Here is a 5,443-nt window from a genome sequence, read left to right on the forward strand (position 1 = left end):
TCGATAATGACTCACATCGGGATTATCTATCAAACCGCTTTTTACCATAAACCATCCCAAAAAACCTTGAAATCCGCCCATGAAAAGCAAAATGATGCATTTTTTAATGGTTTCAGAATCAAGTTTCTTTTTGATTAAAAAATAAACAAAAGGAACGATAAAAACAATGCCAATGATTCTTCCGATGAAACGATGAAACCATTCCCAGAAATAAATAAATTTATAATCTTCTAAAGTGAAATTATTGTGAATATTGATTTTTTGATATTCAGGAAATTTCTTGTATTCTTCAAAAGCATCATTCCAAGCGGCACCGGTGGTAGGTGGGAATGTATCAGTTACCAAGTGCCAATCGGTCATAGATAACCCCGAATTGGTTAATCGAGTAATTCCGCCTACTATCACCATAATGAATAATAAAACGCATCCGGAAAGCAACCAAATAATAACGGGTTTGTTAGTTTTCATTTTTTGTATACTTATTGCAAAAATACATCGCTTTTAAAAATTCTTACCAATAAACAAAAGTTAATCTTATGCTTATTTTTCAATGGGTTGTAAGCCTAATTTTAAAGCTCTTTCCATCATAAAATGATAAGCCGCATGATATTCATTAGCGATTTCTCCTTCCAAAATAGCTTCTTTAATCGCTTCTTTTAAAACACCTATTTCACGAGAGGGTTTTAAATTGAAAATTTCCATAATTTCTTCGCCCGAAATAGGTGGTTGAAAATTTCGTACATGATCACGCTCTTCTACTTCCACAATTTTCTGACGTACAATCTTGAAATTATTATGGTATTTTTTGAATTTATTTGGATTCTTTGTAGTGATATCTGCTTCGCACAAAATCATTAAATCTTCAATGTCTTCACCGGCATCAAATAGCAATCGTCGAACGGCAGAATCGGTCACAATTTCTTGCGAAAGTACAATGGGTCGCGAACTCATCATGACTAGCTTTGAAACATATTTCAATTTGTGATTCAGAGGCATGTGTAAACGTTCAAATATTTTTTTAACCATTTTACCTCCTAAAAATTCGTGTCCGTGAAACGTCCAACCTTGTTTTTTATTGAATTTTTTAGTGGGAGCTTTGCCTATGTCATGGAGTAAAGCAGCCCATCGAAGCCAAACATCATCGGTATTCGGGCAAATATTATCGACTACTTCTAAGGTGTGATAAAAATTATTTTTGTGTGTATGACCTTCAATTTCCTCTACTTGATTTAAAGCAGTTAATTCGGGTAAAAGCAAATCGAGCAAGCCGGTTTGATACAATAAGATATAACCAATGGATGGTATTTTTGCGGATAAAATTTTGTTTAATTCATCCACAATTCGCTCACCGGAAATAATGGAAATTCGCTCCTTGTTTCTGGAAATTGCCTCTAAAGACTTTTCTTCTATGGTAAAGTTCAGTTGCGTGGCAAATCGAATAGCTCGCATCATTCGCAGAGGATCATCCGAATATGTAATGTCAGAATCCAAAGGAGTACGAATGATTTTATTCGCTAAATCGGTCATTCCATCAAAAGGGTCAATCAATGCTCCATAATTCGATTCATTCAATGAAAAAGCCAACGCATTGATGGTAAAATCTCGTCGCTCTTGATCGTCTTTCAATGTACCGTTTTCTACCACCGGATTTCTGCTTTCCGTTTGATAGCTCTCCTTTCGAGCACCTACAAATTCAATGTCAATCTCTTGAAATCGAAGCATTGCTGTACCATAGTTTTTAAAAACCTGTACTTTCGGATTGTTCGGTAGCAACTCAGAGACTTTCAGAGCCAAATCAATGCCGCTTCCCACGGCAACTATATCAATATCTTTTTTAAAATCTCGTTCTAATAGAGAATCACGAACAAATCCACCAATAACATAGCTTTCTACGCCAAGTTCTTGTGCTGCTTGCGAGATGATCTTGAAGATGGGGTTATTTAGAGCTTTTTTGTAATTCATTTTTGTTTAATGTGTCAATTCGTCAATTTGACAATGTGAAAATGCTATGATAACATAAAAAAATGGAGCAAGTGACATTTCTTCAATTGACTAATTGACACATTATCAAATTGACACATTAATTTATTTCCGAATAATCTGCACCTTACTATCCAACGTCAATTTGATAATCGTGGATGGCTTGTCGCAAATTTTTTCGCGGTGCAAATTTACAACATAGTCTACACCTTTAATAATTTCCGGACTGATTTCTTTAAATGACTTTGGAGTGGGTTGTCCCGTTATATTTGCGGAAGTGGAAACCAACGGTCTTTTCATCCGTTCCATTAGTTTGTAACAAAAGGGCTCTTTTACAATTCGAACCGCAAGTGATTGATTGTCGGCAATAATATTTGGAGCCACATTTCTAGGTTTATCTAAAATTAAAGTTGTAGGTTTCTCCGATAAATCTAAAATCTGCCAAGCCACTTCAGGAATGTCCTTAAAAACATTGTAAATCATTTTTTCACCATTCATCAACACAATCATGCTTTTGGATTCTTGACGCATTTTTAAATCATAAATTTTTTGCACTGCTTCAGCATTGGCAGCATCGCAACCTATACCCCAAACCGTGTCGGTCGGATAGAGGATGATACCGCCTTGCTGGATGACTTCGAAGGCTTTTTGGATTTCCGTATTGATATCGGTCATAATTATTTTTGTTTGTATTGAAGAGATTCACTCATTGGAGCTCCTCTCCAAATTAATGAAAACAAAGGTCTGTTTTTTGCTTTGAATAAACTACTTAAGCCATATTTAAGAAGCAAAAACCATCGTACGGTTTGATAGCCGAAGTTTCCGTAATGCTTTTTCATTATATATAATAAGGAAATTTTAAGTTCTTTTTTTATTGCCAAAGATTTTTCGGTACTTGCTCCATGAAAATGAATAAACTCAGCTGCAGGAATAAGGTAAGCAAACTTCTTTATTTTTGCGAGCCGTAAACAAAGATCGGTTTCCTCGTAATACAAGAAAATTCGTTCATCAAAACCGCCCGCTTTCACAAAATCATCAGATCTTACGAACATAAAACTGCCGGGAACAAAATTTACTTTTACAGGAGAGTTATATTTTTTTTTTCGTTTTGGGTATTTTTTAGGATTAATTAGCTCTAAGAAACTTCTTCCAAAAATTTCTCGGGTTGGCGAAGCAAAATGGTCTAATGAAATTAGAAATTCATGGTCTTCTTTAAACGCTTGTGCTCCTGCAATTCCTATGGATTGATTTGAGTCAAGTTCGTTTTTTAATAGGGCTAAACAATCATTTAGAAAGAGCGTGTCATTATTTACAAACGCTAGATATTTTGCGTTTGAATGTTTAAAACCGTACATGTTTCCGCAACCAAAGCCAGCATTCACACTATTTTTTAGGAGTTTTAAATTGGGTAAATTTGAATTGTCGCAAAAGCTTTTTATGTTTTCATAATCATCTTTTTCGGAACAATTGTCGGTTATAATTACCTGGAAATTGATTTTGCTGGATGTTTTTTCATAAATGGACTTAATACAGTCAATACTTAACTCACTTGAATTGTAATTGATTAAAATTATTGCGATATCAAACATATTATAAAAATTGATCTACACCTTTTTCGATGTAAGTGATTTTATTTTGAGTTGTTTGTCTTTCAATTTCATTGTTAATTTCAATATGCGATTTAGATTGTTCCGGATGATAAATATGGAAAGCTATTCCGGCAAACTTTAATCTTTTTCCTTGAATTCCGATATTATGAAGACGCTGAATCATCTCCGAATCATCAATTCCCCAACCTACTAAACTTTCATTAAAACCATTTATTTTTATAAAATCTTCTCGCCAAAATGACATATTGCACCCTCTTAATTTTTTAGATCGAGTTGCATGGGGTTTAGCAAAATTCATCAAAAAAGGAAGGCGTATCGTTCGCAATCTTTTCTTTATTCCTTTGGAAAATAGAGTAAAGGCAATTGTTTTCGATTTGAAAATAGTTTCTAAGATTTTTTGTTCTATGTTAACTCTTGAACCAAATAAATAAAACCCTTTTTCCGCATTTTTAAGATGATCTTCTATAAAATACTTGTCCATAATAATGTCGCCATCAATTTCAATAATATATTCATATTTAGCTATTGCAATGGCTTTGTTCATGATTCTCGGCTTTCTATTTTTGATGTCTTCATGCCAAATATGTACAAGTGGTATAGGAAAATTCTCTTGAAATTTTTCAATTAATTTTTTTGTATCTTCTTTTGACCCGTCATCTGCAATCATCACTTCATTAGGAAGAATAGTTTGGTTAAGCACACTTAAAAGAAGCAATTCTAGGGCATCTGGCCAATTATAAGTTGGTGTGACCAACGTACAGGAGGGTAGTTTTTTCATCTTTTTAAATTCTAAAGCAATTTAGGATAATTTATCTATATTTGTTTAGGACAAACACCAATAAAACACAAAGATATTAAATCATTTACAATGAAGAATTACGAAAATAAACCCGAGGGCTATTACAACAATTTCCGAAAAGAAATGCTTAGATATCTTCCCAAAGATGCAAAAAAAGTACTCGATGTTGGATGTGGGAATGGTTGTTTTGCCGAAGTAATTAAAAATCAAAATTCCGCAGAAGTATGGGGAATTGAGCTCATGGAACAAGAAGCCAATTTGGCAAAACAAGTTTTAGATAAGGTATTTATAGGCCCATGCGAAAATTTCATTGACAGTTTGCCCGATAATTATTTTGATGTGATATACTTTAATGATGTTTTAGAGCATTTGGTTGATCCTTACACCGTTTTAAAAAAGATGAAGAGCAAGTTAGCTGCAGATGGCGTGGTTATAAGTTCTATTCCCAACGTGAGGTATCACAATTCCTTTATAAAGGTATTAGTCAATAAGGACTGGAAATACGAGCCATTTGGGGTGATGGATTTTACGCATATGCGTTTTTTTACCGAAAAAAGTATTAACAGAATGTATGAAGAAGCCGGCTATACAGTAAAAGTAAGCGAGGGTATTAATAAGAGCAAGTCTCTAAAACCTTATTTATACAACATCCCTTTTTTATTTACACAGCTTGATATTCGCTATCCACAATTTGCAACTGTTGCATCAAAATAAACTAAATTTGAATTTTTAAAGAATAGTAATTTATTGCTGAATTTACATGAATTTCAAATTTAATTCGAAACAATACATTTCTGAAAGTACCTTGAAGGATATTATTCAGAACTTCAATACCGAAGGCACCCTTTTTGGCGATGGCAAACGCAATACAATCAAACTTTTTGATTGTGAAGGAAAGACCATTAATATCAAATCGTTCAAAATTCCGAATCTGTTAAACGCATTTATTTATCAGTATTTCAGAAAATCAAAAGCCAAGCGTTCATTTGAATTTGCAACGTTTTTAATTCAAAAAGGAATCGCAACGCCTGAGCCAATTGCCTATTTTGAAAAT

General features: G+C 33.6%; 6 protein-coding genes and 1 pseudogene. 2 read left to right on the plus strand and 5 right to left on the minus strand.

Translation table 11 applies throughout. The annotated features are described in order from the left end of the window. From ACIQ2S_RS10730 to ACIQ2S_RS10750, 5 genes are all read right to left on the minus strand, one after another. Positions 1 to 468 (minus strand): COX15/CtaA family protein (locus ACIQ2S_RS10730; protein ID WP_396175815.1); only part of this gene is annotated, 468 nt, incomplete at its 3' end. Positions 469 to 540: 72 nt separating this feature from the next. Then, positions 541 to 1,962 (minus strand): CCA tRNA nucleotidyltransferase, encoded by a 1,422-nt coding sequence (locus tag ACIQ2S_RS10735; RefSeq protein ID WP_396175817.1) that lies wholly within the window; start codon positions 1,960 to 1,962, stop codon positions 541 to 543. A 123-nt stretch (positions 1,963 to 2,085) separates the two neighbouring features. After that, complete coding sequence (locus ACIQ2S_RS10740) at positions 2,086 to 2,655, minus strand: L-threonylcarbamoyladenylate synthase (RefSeq protein WP_396175819.1); 570 nt, start codon at positions 2,653 to 2,655, stop codon at positions 2,086 to 2,088. Between the two features lie 2 nt (positions 2,656 to 2,657). Continuing rightward, positions 2,658 to 3,569, minus strand: a complete 912-nt coding sequence (locus tag ACIQ2S_RS10745) for a glycosyltransferase family 2 protein (RefSeq protein WP_396175821.1) — start codon at positions 3,567 to 3,569, stop codon at positions 2,658 to 2,660. Between the two features lies 1 nt (position 3,570). Beyond that, positions 3,571 to 4,368, minus strand: a complete 798-nt coding sequence (locus tag ACIQ2S_RS10750; RefSeq protein ID WP_396175823.1) for a glycosyltransferase family 2 protein — start codon at positions 4,366 to 4,368, stop codon at positions 3,571 to 3,573. 90 nt (positions 4,369 to 4,458) lie between these two features. Here ACIQ2S_RS10750 and ACIQ2S_RS10755 point away from each other — a divergent pair, with 90 nt between their 5' ends. Then, positions 4,459 to 5,103, plus strand: coding sequence for a class I SAM-dependent methyltransferase (locus tag ACIQ2S_RS10755; RefSeq protein WP_396175825.1), 645 nt, complete (start codon positions 4,459 to 4,461; stop codon positions 5,101 to 5,103). Between the two features lie 46 nt (positions 5,104 to 5,149). Further along, a pseudogene (locus ACIQ2S_RS10760) lies at positions 5,150 to 5,443 on the plus strand (Kdo domain containing protein); the annotation flags it as partial.

The organism is Flavobacterium sp. (genome assembly GCF_044371705.1).
In the GTDB taxonomy this organism is placed as follows: domain Bacteria; phylum Bacteroidota; class Bacteroidia; order Flavobacteriales; family Flavobacteriaceae; genus Flavobacterium.